Origin of the sequence: uncultured Pontibacter sp. (assembly GCF_947492645.1) — a bacterium.
Taxonomy (GTDB): Bacteria; Bacteroidota; Bacteroidia; order Cytophagales; family Hymenobacteraceae; genus Pontibacter.
On sequence record NZ_CANLMZ010000008.1, the window covers coordinates 406,109 to 426,285 of the forward strand.

A 20,177-nucleotide genomic window follows, 5' to 3' on the forward strand; every position below is an offset into this window, starting at 1 on the left:
ATTTATAGAAAATCTGTTATATTTGATTCCTACCCATTGAAAATGACAGCATGCTAAAAGAAGAACGCCAGGCTTTTATTATAAAGCAGATAAACTTACACAACAAAGTACTTTCCTCGGACCTGAGCATGAAGCTGAACGTATCGGAGGATACTGTTCGCAGAGACCTGAACGAGTTGGCCGAAAGCGGCAAAGTATTAAAAGTACATGGCGGCGCATTGTCTAAATCCTTTCATTACCCTTTTCAGCAGGTAGATGTTTATGCAAAAGAATCAAAGAAAGAAGTTGCAGGCAAAATAGTACAAATGCTGCAGGATGGCATGACGGTACTGATGGGTGGGGGCACCACGATGATAGAGGTTGCCCGCATGGTACCCGACAACCTGAAATGCACTTTTTTTACAGTAAGCCCGTTGGTAGCCCTTGAGCTGGCCGAACGCTCTAACAGCACCGTTATACTTTTAGGGGGGCAACTCTCCAAAAGCTCTCAGATTATAATAGGCTCGCAGGTTATAAACCAGCTGGCAGAAATAAAAGTAGACCTTTGTATACTTGGCACCAACAGCCTTTCAATTGCAGACGGATTAACAGATTCTGATTGGGAGGTTGTACAGGTGAAAAAAGCCATGATCCGCGCAGCAAAGAAAACGGCCATAATGAGTATCGCCGAAAAGCTGGGCTCTAACCAGAACATGAAAGTATGCGACCTGAATGCCATTCATTACCTTGTTACTGATTTAAGCCCTCGCGACTCTTTCCTGAAAGAATACACCGAAGCTGTAACCCTGGTATAAATGCACTTCATAAGTATAAAAGCAACAGCGCCAGCTCTTTACCAGGGCTGGCGCTGTTGCTTTTATACTTATGAATAGGCTAGATTCAAATTATATGCATTCGTCCAGCATGTACACTATGGATTCATAGTTCCTGCCTACTGCTTCGGTCATTGCCATTTCGCAGGTTTTAGCTGTGGAGTAATAGCCATCATATTCTTGCTGCTTTACCTCCTGCGCCTCTGGAGCTGTAGCAGAAGCTGTTAGCTCCGGCACCAAAAATCCTCTGTCTCCGGCCATACCGCAACAACCGGCGTGCATTGGCACCGTTACTTCCTGTGCCAGCTGCTTGGCTATACTTACAAACTTATTCTCTATTCCCATTTTCTGCAGCGAGCAAACAGGGTGTACCACCACACTTTCTTTCTTTTGTAAGACAGTAGCCTTCGGAAGTATAAAGTCAGCGATATAGTCTATACTATCAATAATCTTGAGCACATCAAACTTCTGCCTGTTTTCCGGTGTAAGTACAGGGCGGCAGTTCTGCAACGTATAAGTACAGGAAGTAATATCTAGCACCAGCGGCAGGCGACCTCTGTCGGTCCACTCCCATACTTTGCTGATGGTTTCGTTGGCAGTATAGGCAAAGGCTTTGCTGTACCCTTTAGATGAAAATATCTGCCCGCAGCAGGCACTCTGCACCTCCTTCGGAATGATGAATTGAACGCCTACTTTATCAGAGATACTCTTAAACGTATCAATAATGTTTTTCTTACCACCTTCAGCAGAGCCCATCGTGCGGGAGATACAGGTCGGGAAGTATACGACAGCCGCATCATCAACCGAGTTGTTTTGTACGCTGGCAATTGAAGCTGCCACACCCGGGGCAGGAGCCAGTTGTTTTGTCCAGAGCGGAAATTCAGGTACAACCCCTTTTACACTTTTGGTAAAGCTGGCAAGTGTATTCGCTCCGAAAATCTTATTTACCCCAGCCCCTGATCGTAAACCAAATTTAACGGCAGCGGTAACAGGTTTAAAGTTTTTAGCCACCAGCAGCGCCAGGTTATTGGCAAAATCGTTGTGGCTTTCGCGCCGCAGGCGTTTAACCAGATCACCGGTATTAATATCAACGGGGCAGGCGGTGGCGCAAAGGCCATCCACAGCGCAGGTATCCAAGCCATCGTATTGGTATTGGTCCAACAACTCATCGTGCTGCTTTTTTTCGCCTTTCCGTTTTAGGTTTAGCAGTTCGCGTCGTACCACAATTCTGCGGCGAGGCGTAAGGGTAATGTTGCGGCTCGGGCATTTATGCTCACAAAAGCCACATTCCATACACCTGTCTACTTCCTCCTCCACTTTTGGCAGGTCTTTCAGGTTTTGGATGTGCGCATTCTTATCATGGTTGATGATAACGCCCGGGTTAAGCAGATTTTCAGGATCAACCACCTGCTTCAGGGTACGCATCACCTCGTAAATCTCAGGCCCCCATTCAGTTTCCACGAAAGGTGCCATGTTGCGGCCTGTGCCGTGCTCTGCTTTTAGCGCCCCCTTATACTTTTGCACCACCAGCGCTACCACTTCTTTTATAAACTTATCGTAGCGGGTTACTTCTGACGGCGAATCAAAAGCCTGCGTAACTACAAAATGTATGTTACCGTCTTTGGCATGGCCGAAGATAATGGCATTGGCATATCCGTGCTTTCTGAAAAGCTCCTGCAGGTCAAGTATGGCATCACCCAATTTCGCAACCGGAACTGCAATATCCTCTAACAACACCGTAGTGCCGCTGGCACGCACGGCACCTACTGCCGGGAACATCCCTTTGCGTACTTTCCACAGTAAAGCCTGCGCGTTAGGATCGGTGGTAAACACAGGTTGCTCCAGCAATGCAAGCTCCGGCGCAAGGGCCATAAAACTTAGAATCTTCTCCTGTACCTCTTCCGGCGTGTTTGCCTGAAACTCCACAAGCAGAGCTGCAGCTTTATGAGGTAGCGTCTGGATTACAGCAGGCACACCGGCCATGTGCTCAATAGAGTGCAGCGAAGCCCGATCCATCAGTTCCACAGCCTCGGCCCCAGCCGTTGTAAGCGGTACAATTGCCTGGCAAGCCGCGTAAATATCCGGGAAGTATAAAAGAGCTGTTGATTTTGCAGGGTAATCGGGCACCGTTTGTAGCACAGCTTCGGCGATAAAACCTAATGTGCCTTCGGCTCCGATCAGCAAATGCGCCAGTATATCCAGCGGATGCTCGTAATCGATGAATGCATTAACAGAGTAGCCAACGGTGTTTTTTGTTTTATACTTGTGCCGGATGATATCGTGCAGCTGCGGATTGCTTTGCACCTGCTGCTTTAGTGCCTGTAGTGTTTCAAAAAGCTGCGGGCACTCTGTCTCAAACCGGGTATAATCGGCTTCTGCTTCTGTGGTAAAGCTATTACCCCCCGGAAGTATAAAACGAATGTATTTGGTAGTGTGGTAAGAATTTTTGCTCACACCGCAACACATGCCGCTGGCGTTGTTGGAAAGGATCCCTCCTACCATGGCAGAGTTTATACTTGCCGGGTCTGGTCCTATTTTGCGCTTAAAGGGGCGCAGGTGCGCATTTACAATAGCGCCAATAACACCGGGTTGTACCCTTACCTGCTCTCCGTCCTGCTCTACCTGCACCTTATTCCAGAACTGGCTCAGGTCTACAAGTATACCATCTGTTATAGATTGCCCGGACAAGCTGGTGCCTGCCGTGCGAAAAGTAAGTGGCACCCTATGCTGGTGCGAAAAAGCAAAAAGCTGTTTTATTTCTTCCTCTGATACAGGTTGTACCACCGCCTTTGGCCTTAGGTAGTAAAAGCCAGCATCAGAAGCGTAAGACACCACGTCAATCAGTCGTGCCCGTATACGCGCTTTTGGCAAAAAGGACTCCAAAAGCTTTTCAATTTCCATGGAAGGTAAGCTAGTTAAATGGTTTGTTTTACCTTATTGCCTGTTTCGGCTTCTGTTAATGCTTCCATCATTACTCCACCTCCGGGCTTACTTGTAGCAAGCAGAAGCCCGAAAGTAATGGCCGCATTGATCACGATCAGTTCAAAACCCATTGCATAGCCTGTCCAGTCAACAGAGTTGGTATCCAGGATATACGTCAGGATAGGTGAGATAACGCAAATGTAAGGCACCAGTTTATCGGCTACGGCACGTTTATTAGCCATACCGAAAGCGAACAAGCCCAACAGCGGACCATACGTATAACCGGCTGCTTTAAAAATGGCGTTTACAACAGAGTCGTCGTTTATTAGTTTGAACACAAGTATAACCAGCAGCATGATAACTGAAAAACCGATGTGCACCAGGTGGCGTGTACGGATCAGCTTCACGTCGTCGTGGTTGGCTTTTTTAGTAAAGTTCAGGAAGTCAACACAGAAAGAGGTTGTAAGGGCTGTAAGGGCTGAGTCGGTAGTGGCAAAAGTAGCCGCTGTTAAGCCCAGCATAAAAATAACTGCCGGTATCATTGCCATGTGGTTCAGGGCAATTTCCGGGAAAAGGTGGTCAGGGGTGGCAAGTGCTGCCACGTTAATGCCGTTGGCTTCAGCGTACATGTAAAGCAAAGCGCCTACACTCAGGAAGAAGATGTTGATGGAAACAAAAACCCCTGTAAAGGTGAGCATGTTTTTCTGCGCTTCGCCGATGTTTTTGCAGCTCAGGTTCTTCTGCATCAGGTCCTGGTCAAGGCCTGTCATGGCAATCGTTACAAAAATACCACCTATAAAGTGCTTCAGGAAGTGGCTTTTGGTGCCCATGAAATCTTCCCAGAAAAACATTTTAGAGTAAGAGCTGTCTTTTACCGCCTCAAATGTCTGCACAATGTTCAGGTCAAGGCTGCTGGCGATAAAAATAATCGAAAGTATAACCGATGATACAATGAAAACCGTCTGGAGCGTATCGGTAATAACGATAGTCTTGAGTCCGCCTTTATGCGTGTACAGCCAGATAAGCACAAGGCAAATGGATACGGTGGCAACAAATGGCACATCCCAGGCATCAAAAATAAACTTCTGCAACACAATGGCTACCAGGTATAACCTGAAAGCAGAGCCAATGGTACGCGAAACCAGAAAAATCATGGAACCCGTTTTATAACTCCAGTAGCCAAAGCGCTTTTCCAGGTAAGTATAAATGGAGATCAGGTTCATGCGGTAATACAGCGGCAACAGCACAAACGCTATCAGCACAAAGCCTACTGTATTGCCCAGCACAAACTGGAAATAGCCAAAACTGCTGTTTACTACCGCTCCCGGCACCGATATAAACGTTACACCAGACAAAGCAGTACCGATCATACCAAAGGCCACAAAGTACCATTTGGAGTTGCGGTTAGCTATGAAAAAGCTTGAGTTATCAGAAGCGCCTTTTGAGGTAAAGTATGAAATGCCGATCAGTACGGCAAAGTAACCCACCAGAAAAGACAAAAGCATGATTGGAGACATAAGCAGAGGTTTATCAAAGCCTGTTGACCGCAGCTATGGGCATAGACCCCATACCTCTGAAACAACAGCCTGAAGATTAAAAGATTAACAGGTTAGTTTTTGCACTCCTTTTGCAGCGCAACGCTATGTAAAGTTAAGAAGAAATCAAGAAGTTTTCTATTGCCTGCCTTACATTGCCATACTTGTCCAGCAAAGTGGTAGCCATCTGCTCGTTTACTCCGGTTTCAGACATGATCATACGTACGCCACGGTTATAGAGCTTGTGGTTGCTTAACTGCATATCCACCATTTTATTTCCTTTTACACGGCCAAGTTGTATCATTACACTTGTGCTGAGCATGTTCAGGGCAAGCTTTTGTGCTGTTCCTGCCTTCATGCGTGTGCTGCCGGTAACAAACTCTGGCCCTACTACCACCTCTACCGGAAACTGTGCTACTGCCGCCACCGGGCTGCCTGTGTTGCAAACAATGCAACCTGTGGCTAAGCCGCGCTCATTAGCGGCTTTTAAACCGCCTATTACGTAAGGGGTTGTACCAGACGCAGCTAATCCCACCACCACGTCGTTTTCGTCAATATCATAAGCTGCTAGGTCTTTCCAGGCTTGATTGGGATCATCCTCAGCAAACTCCACCGCTTTACGTATTGCGGTGTCGCCGCCTGCTATAATTCCCACCACCCAATCAAAGGGCACACCAAAAGTCGGAGGGCATTCCGATGCATCCACGATACCTAAACGACCGCTGGTGCCGGCGCCAATATAAAACAACCTTCCTCCGGCCTTCATCTTTTCAGAGACTACGGTGGCCAATTTCTCCAGCTGCGGAATTGCTTTTTCTACAGCAAGCGGAACAGTTTTGTCTTCATTGTTTATGCTCTCCAGGATCTCCTTTACAGACATCTTCTCAAGACCATCGTAGTTCGATTCTCTTTCGGTTGTTATCTCCATTATAACTTATAATATGGTAATTCTTTAACTAATGCCTGCCTTATAAAGGCCGCAAATCATACAGTCCTAACTATGGTTGCAGTTTCGCTATTGTTGTACTTTACTACCAAAGTCTGCTGCATATATTTACACATGCCGGATCTTATTTGGGTAGAACCACAGCTTAAAAACGCACAAACGCGCACGCTTAGAACTGTTAAATATACTAACTTTCTTACAAATTACATATTTACGCAGCTATTTTATAATATTCCTGCAAATTCATGCAAGCAATACTTGTTTTACAAAAAATATTAGAATAAATTAATACACGCAAAAAGCCCATCTTTTTAAAACAGGCTTAGCATGCATGATATCGTTTACCTTTTACCGCTTCCATACCTTTACAAAACATACTTTGCAGCCAGTTTTTATACCATACCACTACAGTAAATGCTAACCATGAAGAAATCTTTTCCCCTTCTATTCATTCTGACATTACTTTTACAACCAGCATTTGCCCACACCCCACCCGGGACACGACTTTATACTTATAAAGATGTTATAGAATTAGCCAAGAAGCAGTCCCCTAAATACAGGAGCTCCTCTGTGTTACTCGAAAACAGGCAATGGCAGTATAAAACATACCGCTCTAACTTTTTACCGCAGCTTACCCTAAGCGGTGTGGTGCCAGAGTATAACCGAACCATAGAGCCACTCCTGAACGATAGCGGAAGCCTTGTCTTTATCAACACGCACAACGCAAACTCCTCTATGCAGCTTTCGCTTGGGCAGGAAATATGGCCAACCGGGGGGTATATCTCCGTAAACAGCCAGCTAAAGCGCATTGATGATTTTCAGGCAGACGCAAACAGCACCAGATACTCTTCTGTGCCTGCCACCGTAACCCTGAACCAACCTTTATTCGGCTTTAACAACCGTGCCTGGGACAGAAAAATAGCTCCTCTCCGGTACGAAGAAGCCCAGCGCGAATTCCGTGAGGATATGGAAGAAATTGCAAAAGAGGCTACAAACCATTTTTTTAACCTGTTGCTGAGCCAGATTGGGTACCAGATTGCGCAAAAGAATGTAACCAACAACGATACACTTTACAAAATAGCCAAGAGCAGGTACGAAGCAGGCTCTATCCCTGAAAACGAGCTGTTACAAATGGAGCTGACTCTACTTAACTCCACCCACAACCTTGAGCAGGCTGCACTAGATGTTGAGGCAAACACCTTAAGGTTAAAAGTGTTTTTAGGCATTACAGATGACGACCAGATCCAATTGATTCTTCCGGACAAGATACCTATGTTTGAAGTAAGTGAAGAACTGGCCATTGAGCAGGCCCAGAAAAACCGCCAGCGTGTTATCGGCTTTAAACGCGAATTGCTGGAAGCCGAAATGCGATTAGCAAAGGCCAAAGGCGAAACCGGTTTTTCTGCTAACTTATATGCTTCTTTTGGCCTTACGCAACAGGCAATTGACATACAGGAAGCCTACAACGACCCGTCTCAGCAGCAGCGCATCAGGATGGGTTTTAGCATCCCTGTAATGGATTGGGGCAGAACGGATGCCATCATAGGAACTGCACAAGCCAATCATACATTGGTCAAATCGAATATCGAACTGCAGAAGATCAATTTTGAACAGGAAATTTACCTGCATGTAAAGCGATTTAAAATTTTGCGCAAGCAAATGGAGGGCGCCAAACGCGCTGACGAGATAGCCGAGAAACGCTACTTGATAACCAGGAAACGTTACCTGGATGGCAAAATAGGTATACTTGACCTCAACATCGCGACAGAAGAAAGAGACAAAGCCAGCCGTAGTTATATAAGTGCCCTCAGAAATTTCTGGCACGCATACTATACATTGCGCGGCCTCACACTTTACGATTTTGAAAATAACATGCCCATACTGGTAGAGGAAGTATAAATGTTGCAGGATCAGACTCTAATTAAAAAGGCCTGTCATTACTAATATGACAGGCCTTTTATATCAGGAGTTTTACCTCAGTTTTTTCTTAACTTATTTCTAAAATAGTCAACTTTTTATTTTGCAGTACTAAATTCAAGGCAGGTTATTTTACCATCCATTGTGCTCAAAACTACTCTGTTCTTACCTAGCGGCATGATAGGATTCATTAAGCTATTAGAACTTTTGTATTTCCATATTACTTTTCCGGTTCTTCTATCTATAGCGCTGGCTAAACCTGAGTGTGATGGCACAAATACAATGTTCTCATTCTCTACTATTGCAGAAGGAGCTAATTCATAGGGCAGCTTCAATTCAGATTTCCAGGCTATTTGCATTGTGTCTGCTGCTGTTGATACGCCATATAACTCCCCATCCATTGTCTTTACAAATACCAAAGAGCTATCCGTAGATAATCCCATCGACTCCCGAACCCGAATACCTTTCATCTGTTTACGCCATATTTCTTTACCTGTATTTGCATCAAGGGATGTCATATGGCGGTCCGGAGCCACGATGAAAACACGGCCATTGGCAGCAACAGGGTAACAAGCAGCAGGTGAGAACATCCGATTAGCAGAACCATTGCTCCACTTCCACTCTAACTTGCCAGAAACAGCATCTAAGGCATAGAAATCATTTCCCCAACTACCAAAGTAAACTTTACCTTTATAAATTAGTGGCTTGGTTACCACAAAGTTGTTTACCTGATCAAAGTCCCAAACTAGTTTTCCGCTTTTCAGATCCAACGCCCTAAAATGTCCATCAGAGGCGCCTACGTATACGATATTGTCATTAATTACCGGCGAACCCAGAACAGGACGAAGTGCTGGAAATTTCCAAATTAGCTTTCCGGTAGTTGCAGAAAGACAGTAAATATTGTTATCAGATGAGCCAACTACTACATATTTGCCTGATACAACTGGTGTAGAATAGATCTTGCCATTCGTTTTATATCGCCACTTTTGCTGTCCGCTCTTGCTATGCAGCGCATAAATCCACCCATTTGTATTGGTTGCAAAAATAAGCTTTTTACCTGTTGCTGTACCGGCTCCCACATCACTATCATTCTGATACTCCCACACTACTTTCACATTTTTAAACTTGTCGTTTACAGCAAAGGATGGTCGGTAGTATTGGTTCTTATCTTTTGCAAATTCGTGATTAACCAGAGGCACATCGAGCCATTTTTGCTGCACTTTCGACACAGGCTTTCTGGTTTCAAAACTTGCCACACCATTTTTAAACGTAACAACGTTATATCCTCCTTCAGTATCTTTAGCCCGAAGGTTCGATCGCCCCATAACACTTGGGATGCCATCATATTGATACTTGCGGTTACCATGACCGTGGCCATGCAGAATTAATTGCACATTGCGTTTCTTCAATAGATCGATGGCTGAATACCAATTGTTTTGAGAAGAATCTTGGTGGTAGTGATTAACATATACTACAGGCATTTCAGGATCTTCCATATTTGTCAGAACAGAATCTAGCCACACAATATTTTCTCTGGGCACTTGTCCAGGGCCCATACGCATGTTAGGACCAGAACTTGTGCCGGCAAAAAGGTAGCCGTTATGGGTAAAAGCAAATGTTTCAGTCCCAAAAACTGTCCTGAATGAATTGCTGCCACTCTCTGACCAGTTAGAATCATGGTTACCGGATATTATATACCATGGCTTATTTAAGTTATCTAATTCCTTCTTTGCCTGCTTCAGCTCTTCATCAGACCCGAACTCTGTTATATCTCCTGTAAAAAGGGCAAAACTTAATGTGGAGTCTGCATTGATATCGGCTATAGTTCGCTGCAGGTCTTCTTCTGCGGTATTGTTACCAATGTGTGTATCTGATACGAATGCAAATTTAAAAGACTGCGCCTTCACTATGGTAGCTGATAACCATAGTGAAGCAAGCAAAAAGATGTAAGTTATTTTGTGCTTCATACTCTAGATTTATCTATGTTTTTGTTCATACTATTTTAAAAATATTATCAAGGACGCGCTATAAATGCATAAAACAGCATCCAAATAATGTATATTTTTTAGTTTCCCTGTTAAAGCTACAAAATCAAATTATAACTCTACAGTTTTATGCTTTTATTATAGACACAAAATGCATAAAACCGCAAAATATATAGTATCTTGAGTCTGTTCTACAACAGCATTAACATTTTAATTAAACTGCCTTATAATCTTATACTATGAAACACGTCGCTGCCTTATTTGCATGCCTCCTCTACCTGCTCTTAGCTGCACGGCCATTAACTGCGCAGGCACAGCAACTTAATTTAACATGGGAACCGCGTGAAGACCTCAACATTTTGCTACCCTCTTCTGTGCGTGTTTTCGAGGCGAATGGCCAGTTAAGTGATGGTGCGCGGGTTCGTGCAGTTTATGCAACCATCGACCTGAAAGACCAAAACCTGAAACTTAGGGCAGTAGGCAGCAACACCATTCGCCAGACCACCCAGGAAGCATATGAGCAGAACAACGCTATACTGGCTATTAATGGCGGTTACTTTGCGGCTACGTCTTCGGTAAGTATACTTGTTTCGGATGGCGAAACAGTAGCACCCGGACCAAATGGGCAAGTAACAAGGGGCGCTTTTGGTATGGTAAACGGAAAACCTGAAATTGTATGGCCCTATGCCGTAGGTAAGGAAAATTTACTTTACAAATACCCTGCTCCCAACAATGCACAGGGCGGCAAACCAACAGCTACAACACCTAAAGGAGCGCAGCGCTGGCTGGCAAACCAGGCTGTAGGCGGCGGGCCAGTTCTGGTAAAGTATGGCAAACTGAGCAACTCAAGTATAGCAGAAGGTTTTCCGGCGGGCCATTTGGTCAGGCACCCGCGTACTGCCATTGGCTACCTTAACGAAAACACCATCCTGATGATGGTGGTAGATGGGCGGCAACAGGCAAGCGTTGGCGTTACGATGGACGAACTGGCCCAGATGATGCTGGAAGTTGGTTGCTACGAAGCTGTTAATTTAGATGGTGGGGGATCTTCAGCCATGGTAGCCGCTGATGAGGTAGTTAACATTCCGGTTGATGCGGCAGGTGGCAACCGGTACAGCTTGCGCAAAAACGCCTCTGCCCTGGTGCTGTCTCAGCTAGCACCTACCCAGCAGCAAAACATAGTTTACCTGGATACCGACAGCCCTCACTATACCGAATCTGGTCTCTGGAAAGAAAGCAACCACGCCAATTACTACGGCAATACACCTTCGCGGATAGCAACTGCCACCCAAAAGTACAGCAAAGCTACATACGCGTTCGATGGCATCAGGCGCGGCAAGTACCAACTTGCCACCTGGTGGACCGTTAACCCAACCGCTAACACAAACAAGGCAACCTATGTGCTGCACCACGGCACCAAAACCGATACCCTTACCAAAGACCAAACTTCCCTCTCTACAAGTGGCAAATGGAACGTTTTTGGTGATTTTATACTTGGGCCCGGCGATTACCTGGAGCTGCTAGGCAATGGAGCAGAAGGTAAGATGGTGGCAGATGCCATCCGTCTGGTAGAGCGCAAAGGCTTTCCGGAACAGGCAAACCGCGGCGATCTGCGCATTGGCATTATCAGCGACCTTAACTCCGGGCTGGGTTCCGCCACCTACGAATGGCAGGTAGATAGTATTATGAACCGCATTCCGCGTGTATGGCAACCAGACCTGGTGGTTTGCAGCGGCGACATGGTAGCAGGTATGGGCATTACAGATACTGCTAAACTAACTAAAATGTGGGCAGGCTTTGATAAACACATCGTAAAACCCCTGCGCGATGCCAACATTCCATTCGCCTTTACCTTAGGCAACCACGATGGGCCACGCTCCTACCCTCTGGAGCAACAAGCAGCAGCAACTTACTGGGGCAAATCTGAAAGTAACCCAGGCCTACAGTTCATCGATCGCAGCCACTTTCCTTTTTATTACTCTTTTGTAAAGGATGGCGTTTTCTTCGTTTCCTGGGAGGCATCCTCATCAGAAATAACCGAAGAAAACCTGAAGTGGATGGCAGCACAGTTCGAAAAGCCTGAGGCAAAAAATGCAAAAATGCGCTTTGTACTGGGGCACATGCCGCTTTATAGTGTAGCGCAGGAACGCGACTCTAAAGGAAATGTACTGGCAAACCCTGAAAAGCTGCATGCTTTGCTCGAAAAGTATAATGTGCATACTTACATCAGCGGCCACCACCACGCTTACTATCCGGGCAAAAGAGGGAAGCTGGAACTGCTGAATACTGGCGCAGCAGGTGCAGGACCAAGAGGCTGGTTAACACTAGATAGTGAACCGCAAAATACGATCACTATCATGGATATTTTCTTTGAGCAGGATTCAATCGCCTACACTACCTACGACATTAAAAAGAAGGCTGCTGATGACATGGCAGTACTAAATGAAAAAGCTCTGCCAACAGCCATATTTGGCGTAAACGGCCACCTGGTGCGGCGGGATATACAAATTAGTGGCGAGGCAACAGGCATACTTGCGCCGGTGGCCGGTATATCGGAAGGCGGAACAGGTACTGTAACAGCTAAGGTAGAAGGCAACAGACTACTAGTGCAAGGGCAGTTTAGTGGCTTAGATGCAAAACTCTTAAAATCAGAGGCTGCTGTTGGGCTGTACAAAGGCCGGAATACCGAACCCGGGACGCTGCTTCAGCCGCTGAAGGTAAAAACTGGCAACAGGCGCAAAGGCAGTTTTAAGGCAAGTATAGAGCTTACAGATAACCTCCCGGAATGGCTGGCTGTTGGGGCCTTATACGTGCAGCTGCATACTGAAAATAACCCGGAAGGCGCCCTCCGAACACAACTTTACCCAACTTACAACCAGGCACCTGCTGCACCGCAATTTACTTCCCATAACAGCCGCAACACCTATGCGGTGCGCAACATTGAGGCGCTTTACCGTGTTTCCTGGAGCAAGGCGCAAGACCCCGAGGGCGATTTTATTTCTTATACTTACCAGCTTGCCGCTGATGCTCAGTTTAAAAATATACTCTGGGATAAAAACACAGGCCGCGAAAATACCCTTAAGCTACTCGAGCAGGACTGGTATAACTTGTTGGGTACTGCTGCAGAAGGATCTCCAGTAGTTTTCTATCACCGGGTTATTGCAACTGACGGCAGAAACATTGTTCATGGGCCGGCTACGGAACTTAAGCTAATGAAAAGCCACGAACCGTTGGAGGATTTAATTGAAGTGCCAGCTCCGAAGTATGTATTTGCCGGTAAAATAGACAATGCACCTGGTGCCGGTTACGGAGCCCTATGGGACAAGCAAGGCAAATTGTGGCTTGCTGATTACGCTGGCTCCCTGGTCATAAAGAACCCTGATGGAACTGATGCACCTTTCTCTCCGCTTAAATCAATAAGTATAAAAGGCGAAACTTATACTTTAAACCCGCTGAATGGCATTGGCATTGATTTAGATGGAAACATACTTGTAGCCCGCAACCGCCACCTGCTTAAAGTAAATGCAACTACCGGTGAGGGTATGGCTGTCTGGGAGGTGCCGGCGGGCATGCGCGCCATTACATCGCCTCGCGTAAACAGCAAAGGCGAAATCTACGCCATGTCGTTATTTGCTGAAGACCAAAACTATGTATTAAAACAAAGCGCCACCGACCCAACTACATTTGAGTTGGTACGTACGCTGACGCTACCTAACCGCATACTTGCACGCACCTTTGCCATGACACCAGATGGCTTAACGCTATACTTCCCAAACCCAGGCAGCCCATCCATCCAAAAGTACAGCAGCAAAGACGGCAGCACTTATAAAAGAGAAGAAGATATTACCAGCACAGCCGCCGGCTCTAATGCATTGGTGGTTGGTGCCGATAATAATATCTATGCAGCCGTACGGGCTAGCGGTGTGGGGCCATCTACGTTTCACTTCCGCGACGACAGCAAGAAAGTGATGTGGACTTTACCCTTACCTGAAGTAGGTGGCGCAGAAGCCCGTGGCATTGGCGTATCTGCGGATGGCCGCACCCTCATTTTCTGCAGTTGGGACAACGGCGGTGGGTTTTACCGTTATGTGCTGCAAGACGAAAGCGCCAAAGCGGGCAAAAAACCGACTTCATTAAAAGAATAAAGCTATGCGCACTTGCTGTTTGTCAGCCTATGTGGTAACGAGACATTATTTTCATACTTGCTTAAAAGTGAGGACAGCACACAGCAGAAAGTATAAAGTATAAACGCCCTTAAACCTTATCAGATGAAACACCTAACCTCCCTCTTGCTTCTAACGTGCTTTGTGTTGGGCATAAGCGGATGCAAAAGCACCAAACCAGTAGCTACAGCGCTGCCTGCCCCTGCAAGTAGCGTAGTTATCGGTGCTGAACGCTTGTTTACACCAGATTTTTTGCCGCTGGTAAAAGGCAAACGAGTTGGCCTTGTTACAAACCATACAGGCCTTTTACCCGATGGCCGCCACCTGGTTGATGTGCTGCACCAGCACCCGGATGTTGAACTTACCGTTTTATTCGGGCCTGAGCACGGCATACGCGGCGAAGAAGACAACCACGTGGCAGATGGGAAAGACTCGAGGACTGGCTTACCCGTAATTTCGCTTTATGGCAAAGTAAGAAAACCTACTGCTGCCATGCTGGAAAATGTGGACGTGCTGGTGTTTGATATACAAGATATAGGCGCACGCTTTTATACATATATCGCCACCATGAACAACGTAATGGAAGCCGCCGCAGAACAAGGCAAGCCATACCTGGTACTCGACCGCCCTAACGCCATCGGGGGTTTGTACGTGGATGGCCCTGTTGCCGGGAAAGCCGGAGAGCCGATAAGCAACCAGGAGCAAGTGCCCGTAACCCATGGCATGACAGTAGGTGAACTGGCGCTTATGTTTAACGCGGAGCGGGGGACTAAAAACTTATCAAAAGCCAGGCTTACGGTAATCCCGATGCAAAATTACGAGCGCCAACAATGGTACGACCAGACCGGCCTGCCCTGGATAAAGCCCTCGCCAAACATGCTGACGCTTACAACAGCTGCCGTTTACCCCGCTACCTGCTTACTGGAAGGCACAAATATTTCCGAGGGCCGTGGCACCATGCAGCCTTTCGAGTACATAGCAGCACCCTGGATAGACGGAAATAAATTAGCAGACCAACTCAATAGCTACAAGCTGGCAGGCGTATCTTTTAAACCCGCTACCTTCGTGCCTGATAGTATAGTGGATGGCATTAAAATATACCCGCCAAAGTTTATGGGAGAACAATGCCACGGAGCCGGAATAGTTATAACAGACCGAAATGCATTTGAGTCGGCGAAGGCTGGCGTATTTATACTTCATGCCCTCAAAACGCTGTATCCTGATAAGCTGGAATGGAAAGAAGGGCGAATGGACCGCCTTTGGGGAACCCCAAAGGTTCGGGAGCAATTACAGGCGGGAGTATCGCCCCACGAAATTGTAAAGAACTGGGATAGCGAACTATCCTACTTTAAAGATACTAGAAGCAAGTACCTGCTTTACTAAACCTGCTTTTGCAACATCCTCTTGAGGAAATCATACATGTGCATTGCCTGGAGAAATAGCTCCGTGTATAAAAAGCAGATGCAAGGCTAAAGGTGGTTTCCTTAAGAGGATGTTGTTTAAGAGATATCGCTACTTTATCAATTCAGGGTCTACATAGGTGCCGTAGCGGCTTGCATTGCCTAATCGCCAGTAATATTGGTAAAGTATAGCCGAAGCCTGCTCCATTACCCGTTCTGCCTGCTCCGCTACTTTGTAACTTTCCATCATGGCAATGGCATAAGGCCGCTCCTGCAGCTCTACAATAGCCCACTCCGTTGACACTCCATTAAGTATACCCGGCTTAAAAGCGATAGAAACATGCGCAGGAATGCCCTCGGCCAGGCGGCTGGTTTCGCGGGTTGTCTTTCGTAGTATTGCTACAATCTCCCCTGAAACAGCTTTGTTGATAAACTCCCCTTTGTAAAGCATTTCCAGTATGCTAGCAGCTTCCGACGGAGTGGAAATATTCTCTTCACCACGGGCAGATGCTGCCGCATTTATCATTTTGCGTTGCACACGGGTCTGCGTAAATCCAAGACTTTTAAGGGTAGCATTAATGTTCTCTAGCTTCACCAGGTCAATAAGGGAGTTGGTAGCGGTATTGTCGCTTAAGGCAATCATCAATATACCTAAGTTCCGGATACTGAAAGAAGCAGGTTGGGCCAGGTCTTTTATGATGCCTGTACCGCCTACAACATCAGCCTGCTTAATAGCCCGCGTATCAGATAGAGAGAATTTCTTCTGGTTTGCCTGCTGGTATACTTCCATCAGTATCGGGATTTTAATGGCGCTGGCCTGCGGAAACACAGCATCTTCGTTAAATACGATGCGCTCACCGGTAGTTAAATCAACGGCAACAAGCCCCGTTACAGCCGGAGAACTTGCCAGCAATGCTTTTAGCTGCTCCTCCGTTTTCTGGCGTAGTAATTCCTGTGGCGTTTTCTGGGCAGCTGCAGGTAGCACCATTCCAAAAACAAGTATAGCCAAGTATAAAATTGTGTGCTTTATCATAGTGCAAGGTGAATTTCTATACTTCTCAATCTTATTTCTAATTCCTTTATGAAGCAATTATCTGGCATCCAGCATACTTTTTGTGTTGCGCGTTTACAACAACTAATATCCTACTTTGCAATCAACTGCCGGAAGTATGGCAGTTGGGCGTACAACTTAGAGCCCGGGCATAAAGTAGAAGCGTAATCTTTGTGAGTGCCGAGCCTATCTGCCGTAATTTTATACTTTTTTGCGAGCGCCGGCACAAGTAACCGCAGGGTTTCCATTTGCTTCGCCGTAATTTCTTCCTCCTCAAAGTTGCCTTCAACTACCACCAGTAAATGCCCTGCCGGGTCGTATCCTGTGTTCGAGTCGCCGGCATAGTTTATGTCTCTACCCTCGGCTACCTGCCCATGTACATCTACATATAAATGGTATGGAATATCGGCCCAGGGCTGCTTGGTTCTGCCATCTCCTAATTTGCTTTCCTGCTGCGAGAATTGCTGCAAAGCTTTCATTTTATCGGTGAGGCTTTTATCTGGCAGTTGCTTTGTGGCGGTGTGGTGGATGGTGAGATAAGCAAGTTTGTGGCTGCGCATAGGTAAGACAGGCGCGTTGGCTCCCCATTCGCCGCGCGTCAGGTAATCTATACTTTGGGGTACAAGCTGTGCCGTGGCGGCAGGGCGCTGGCAACCTGCAAGTAAGCCTACCATAAAAGTTAAGAGTAGAAATTTCTTCATTTTATACTTCAGGTTAATGGCTGCTATAACAAACGTAAAGCAGCCATACTTATACAATTCTGATAAACGTTAAAGCACCTCTTCCAGCCTCACAAACTCGTAGCCTTTCTGCTTTAACTGCACCAGTAGTTCCTCTAGCCGGTAATAGAATTTATCTGTGCGCCGTGGATCGGTGCCTATGTGCAGGAGCAGCATAAAGCCATTCAGTCCACTGGGGTCTTTTGCCTCGAGGGCAAATATAGATTGCAATATAGTTTCGGAGCTTACATAACGGTTTCCCATTTCGGGGTAAGTATAATCAGCGGCAGAGCGGGTGCCGTAGGTAAAGTTTACCAGTTGCAGCCCTTCCTCTTTTGTCCAGTTGCTTATACTTTGGTTGTACCACTCGTAAGGCGGCAGAAAGTATGGCGCGTCCTGCTTGCTTACCCCATACTTTGCCATCTTCCGGTAATTATCCCTGAGGTCTTTGCTAAACTGCTTTTGCGTCACCAAGAGGCTGTCCCGTTTTGTCCAGTCGCAGTAAAGCAGGTGTTTATCAGAGTGCGCTCCTAAATAGTGTCCGTCTTTGTTAAGGCCTTCTATCAACGTAGCGAAACCAGCATTGCCGTAAAAATTACCGGTAAAAAAGAACGATGCTTTTGCCTGTTGCTTGCTCAGCACCTGCTTTATGTGCTCGCCGCCATCCGCAAACTCATCTCCGGTAAAGACAAGCGCTATTTTCTTCGCTGATACATCACCCCGGATAATGGCACCATGCGCATCTACGGTTACTTTTTTGGCTGAGCTCCCTCCCCGGAACTATTCTCTTTAGCGGCCAGCAGGTAAATAAGCGAGGCCGTACCATCCATAGTTGGCTCGTTGGTGCTGTAGTCGCCATAATCATCGTGGTATACCACCAGGTCCGACTGGAATTCAGCATACTCATCCGGCTCGTAAAGTGTAATGCCGATCAGGTTTTTGTAGATGTTGCCGTACACGGGTCCGTCTACCAAGCCGCCATCGATAGGATATTTGTAAAGCTGCGTAAATGCAGAATGTGGATCGACAGGCGTATCGCCGTTTTCAGGCAAGCCAAACACCATACTGGTGCCCCATGGGTTGCAGCCAAACAGCCAATCAAAGTTAGCCTGCTCCAGTTCAGCGTAAGTCTGGTCGCCGCTCAGGTTGCGGTACAGGTAGCTTTGTATGGCAAAAGATGTGGTGAGGTTGTTAGAGCACCAGATAAACGGCACACCCCGGTAAAAGGCATTGTTTTTCGCTTTGGCAAACACACGCTCAATGCCCTCTCTGTAAAAACCAATCAGTTCTGCCTTGGTGGTGGCATCTGCTTTTTTAGCCAGTTCAAAGTGCCCGAAGTTATGGAACGGATACCATTGGTAGTGGCGTGCTGTATCTGCTCCCATCCAGGGCGTTACTTTTTCCTGTAGCCCATACGTATAAGCCTGCTTAAAGTAGTCCTGGTTACCGGTAAGCTGGTATAAGGCAGCTGCTCCCAATTGCATGTCATCTACCCAATTATCTTCTTCGTAAAAGTATGGCGCGCGGTTAGGCGCTGTCTGGCTAACGCCAGGTTTGGCAAGGCCCAGTTTGTAAGCCGATTGTGCTTTCTGGCCAAACAGGCTTGCCAGTTCTTTGTCGTTACTGTTGTAGAGCTGTGATGCCAGGGCAAAGGCACTTGCAAATTTACCGGCTGTTGAGGCAACGCCTGTAGCTCTGTTTTTATACTTGCCCAAGCCTTGTGGTTCGCCGGTGGCAAAGTATACTGGCCGTGCCCTTCCTAAGCCATAGTCTACGCTATCGTGGTTAGGCAATCGCATTTTCTGATGATCGCGGTCATCGGCTAACTGGTTAAAGAGCCAGTCTTCGCGCGGGTGCAGTTTCAGAAGCCATTCAAGTCCCCACTTTGCCTCGTCCAGCACATCGGCCACACCGTTCGTGCCATCTAAACCGTTAGCCTGATGCTTGTCTGTAAACACCCCCGGAAAGTCGCGGTAAGCTGCCAGCAGGTGGTACGTAGCGTTGGCAGAGGTGGTAGCATATTGCAGGTAATCCGACGCGTCGTGCCACCCACCAGACACATCGATAATAGTACTGTCAGGCATTGGGCCATACATCGTATATCCGTCAGCAGTATGGCAGGAGTCTTTTAAGTATGGGTTAAAACCGCTGCGTTGCTGGCGCATGTAGCGCAGCGCAAAATCGGCTGTTCCTTTGTATACATCAGCACCAATCTTAAAAACCGGAGACGTGGCAACGCCAGCTTTTAAGAAGTAATTGCCGGGTTCGTTAAAAGCCGTAAAATTGAGCCTGTAGGATTGCTTAAAAGGACCGTAAGCGCCATACGCCTCTCCGGCTTTCCCTTTGTACACCACTTTATTTGTAGTGGCATCCACTAACTCGAACCGCTTTAGTTTCTCTGTGCCTTTGCTTCCCCAAACGGCTACTTTTATTCCTTGTGGTGTATAGCCCAATTGGTTTATGCGTATCCAGGCGGGGCCTTTGGCGGCAGATGCAATCTGAGCATCGTAAGCTGGCCTGGCCTTGTTGGTAAGTGCAATGGCATTGGCCGTTAGAATCAATGCCGCCAACATAAACGTTATTACTGTCTTTTTCCTGTTCATAGCTAAGTATGTTTTTAGGCCATGTATGCCTGGTATTTTATACTTTAGAAAAGATGTGTACGTGCGCTATTTAAGTTAAAAAAATCAACCCAAAGCCCCACTCAAAAGAGAAAAACAAAAGACG

The 20,177-nt window shown here is 46.7% G+C and carries 12 protein-coding genes; 4 read left to right on the forward strand and 8 right to left on the reverse strand.

Translation table 11 applies throughout. The features are described from left to right. Positions 1 to 50 precede the first annotated feature (50 nt). Positions 51 to 794 (forward strand): DeoR/GlpR family DNA-binding transcription regulator, encoded by a 744-nt coding sequence (locus Q1A23_RS12205; RefSeq protein ID WP_299823745.1) that lies wholly within the window; start codon positions 51 to 53, stop codon positions 792 to 794. A 90-nt stretch (positions 795 to 884) separates the two neighbouring features. Here Q1A23_RS12205 and Q1A23_RS12210 read toward each other — a convergent pair whose 3' ends face one another. The 3 genes from Q1A23_RS12210 to murQ form a co-directional block, all read right to left on the reverse strand. Continuing rightward, positions 885 to 3,713: an FAD-binding and (Fe-S)-binding domain-containing protein gene (locus tag Q1A23_RS12210; protein WP_299823746.1), complete on the reverse strand. Its 2,829-nt coding sequence runs from the start codon at positions 3,711 to 3,713 to the stop codon at positions 885 to 887. Positions 3,714 to 3,727: 14 nt separating this feature from the next. Then, positions 3,728 to 5,251 (reverse strand): sodium:solute symporter, encoded by a 1,524-nt coding sequence (locus Q1A23_RS12215; RefSeq protein WP_299823747.1) that lies wholly within the window; start codon positions 5,249 to 5,251, stop codon positions 3,728 to 3,730. A 133-nt stretch (positions 5,252 to 5,384) separates the two neighbouring features. Next, complete coding sequence (gene murQ / locus Q1A23_RS12220) at positions 5,385 to 6,197, reverse strand: N-acetylmuramic acid 6-phosphate etherase (RefSeq protein WP_299823749.1); 813 nt, start codon at positions 6,195 to 6,197, stop codon at positions 5,385 to 5,387. A gap of 441 nt (positions 6,198 to 6,638) precedes the next feature. Between murQ and Q1A23_RS12225 the strand changes: the two genes are divergently transcribed. Beyond that, positions 6,639 to 8,114 (forward strand): TolC family protein, encoded by a 1,476-nt coding sequence (locus Q1A23_RS12225; protein WP_299823751.1) that lies wholly within the window; start codon positions 6,639 to 6,641, stop codon positions 8,112 to 8,114. Between the two features lie 116 nt (positions 8,115 to 8,230). On the opposite strand, the gene Q1A23_RS12230 is transcribed toward Q1A23_RS12225, so the two are convergent. Continuing rightward, positions 8,231 to 10,099 (reverse strand): PQQ-binding-like beta-propeller repeat protein, encoded by a 1,869-nt coding sequence (locus Q1A23_RS12230; protein ID WP_299823753.1) that lies wholly within the window; start codon positions 10,097 to 10,099, stop codon positions 8,231 to 8,233. A gap of 257 nt (positions 10,100 to 10,356) precedes the next feature. Here Q1A23_RS12230 and Q1A23_RS12235 point away from each other — a divergent pair, with 257 nt between their 5' ends. Then, positions 10,357 to 14,262, forward strand: coding sequence for a phosphodiester glycosidase family protein (locus Q1A23_RS12235; protein ID WP_299823755.1), 3,906 nt, complete (start codon positions 10,357 to 10,359; stop codon positions 14,260 to 14,262). A 123-nt stretch (positions 14,263 to 14,385) separates the two neighbouring features. Beyond that, on the forward strand, positions 14,386 to 15,663 hold the full coding sequence (locus Q1A23_RS12240; protein WP_299823757.1) for a DUF1343 domain-containing protein: 1,278 nt from the start codon (positions 14,386 to 14,388) through the stop codon (positions 15,661 to 15,663). Positions 15,664 to 15,792: 129 nt separating this feature from the next. Here the strand turns inward: Q1A23_RS12240 and Q1A23_RS12245 are convergent, their stop codons facing one another. The 4 genes from Q1A23_RS12245 to Q1A23_RS12260 form a co-directional block, all read right to left on the reverse strand. Beyond that, positions 15,793 to 16,713: a serine hydrolase gene (locus Q1A23_RS12245; RefSeq protein ID WP_299823758.1), complete on the reverse strand. Its 921-nt coding sequence runs from the start codon at positions 16,711 to 16,713 to the stop codon at positions 15,793 to 15,795. 110 nt (positions 16,714 to 16,823) lie between these two features. Continuing rightward, positions 16,824 to 17,432 carry a peptidoglycan recognition family protein gene (locus Q1A23_RS12250; RefSeq protein ID WP_299823759.1) on the reverse strand — a complete coding sequence of 203 codons (609 nt, stop codon included), beginning with the start codon at positions 17,430 to 17,432 and terminating at the stop codon, positions 16,824 to 16,826. Positions 17,433 to 17,501: 69 nt separating this feature from the next. Then, on the reverse strand, positions 17,502 to 18,179 hold the full coding sequence (locus Q1A23_RS12255; protein ID WP_363322062.1) for a polysaccharide deacetylase family protein: 678 nt from the start codon (positions 18,177 to 18,179) through the stop codon (positions 17,502 to 17,504). A gap of 20 nt (positions 18,180 to 18,199) precedes the next feature. Next, on the reverse strand, positions 18,200 to 20,053 hold the full coding sequence (locus Q1A23_RS12260; RefSeq protein WP_299823761.1) for a glycoside hydrolase family 9 protein: 1,854 nt from the start codon (positions 20,051 to 20,053) through the stop codon (positions 18,200 to 18,202). Positions 20,054 to 20,177: the final 124 nt, after the last annotated feature.